General features: G+C 51.1%; 1 protein-coding gene. It reads right to left on the bottom strand.

Annotation, left to right across the window (positions count from 1 at the left end; translation table 11 throughout):
* Positions 1–549 precede the first annotated feature (549 nt).
* Positions 550–840, bottom strand: a complete 291-nt coding sequence (locus V6D20_11415) for a leucine-rich repeat domain-containing protein (protein ID HEY9816392.1) — start codon at positions 838–840, stop codon at positions 550–552.
* Positions 841–1173 lie beyond the last annotated feature (333 nt).

Here is a 1173-nt window from a genome sequence, read left to right on the forward strand (position 1 = left end):
TACGCGCCTTGAGCTCTTCGGTCAACTTGGAAGATTGTTCCAGCTGGCTGGGGCTTGCCAGGTCACAATGCGTCCCCACCAACACCACAGGTGCTTTGGAATTCCCTAGTGGTTGAGGTTCCAGCTGATACCGATAAAGGCTTTGATCTTGCGTAACCAGAATGCGATTCGCCGTTCGCTCTCAGAAGTGCTCTCTGCAGCATTGAACACGACCAGATAGATGGCTAGGCGTGACAAAAAAAGCTCGTGAGTAGCGTAGCTTAGAGTGAGCAGCAGTGTCACTTACTAGATCTCTTGCCCACCAAAGTCATAGCACCGAAAAGTCAGCGATTCGTCGTTGAGTCTAGCGCGGATCTCGTCTGCGGTTAGCGATACATTAAAAGCATACTTCCAGGGTACTTTTGCAACTTTTTCTTGCGTCCTAGTAGGCTCTTGCGAATAACATCTAATGGCCGCAGCTCAATGCCGTCTGTAGACTCGTCTCTTTGAATCCTTCGTGATTTTCCTCCCTCAATCAGCGCATCAAGAAGTGTGGTTTTGCCTGATCCATCAGATCGCAATTGCCCTACCGACGCCCTCCTGTCCAACAAAGAGCAGCTTCAACTCGGTCGGGAACACAGACAGACTTGCTCGCTCTTCTAAGTAGCTGCGCCACCCGCTGGCAGGCACCAGTAGATCTGGGTTGCCGTCGAGTTGCAGGTCTTGCAGATTGCTCAGCTTCAGCAGACTAACTGGCAGGTCTACAAGGGCATTGTTGCGCAAATCCAGAGATTTCAGGTTGGGAAAGCCAAGCACAGCGCCATCTGGAAGGGAGGAGAGCTGTGCCCCCGCACAAGACATTATCTCCACTGAAGCGATAGTGAAGGGCCGTCTAGTATAAGCAGACGACAAAGCCTGCACCTCCAAACTGTCTTTTGCTTAGAGAATTTGACACTTACCTTTGAACATAACATTACGGCTTCGATCTAGCCACCTCGGCAATGCTAAGCCAGCCATTTCCAGAACCAGGGCTAGATTCTCGATGGCACGCTTCTCTGTCCTAATCTCCTCGAGGTGTGGGCAACATTCGGGTAGCTGCAGGCTAATGCGTTGCAAAGGGCAATGGGTAACGTCCACAATCCGGCAAGGTAGCTCTAGGTTGGGTCGCTTCTTCATTGCTTCCTCAAAATACTC

Source organism: Candidatus Obscuribacterales bacterium (genome assembly GCA_036703605.1).
In the GTDB taxonomy this organism is placed as follows: Bacteria; Cyanobacteriota; Cyanobacteriia; order RECH01; family RECH01; genus RECH01.

Excerpts from the sequence above, each read along its gene's own strand:
- V6D20_11415 (HEY9816392.1), bottom strand. The coding sequence starts at position 840 with ATGTCTTGTGCGGGGGCACAGCTCTCCTCCCTTCCAGATGGCGCTGTG.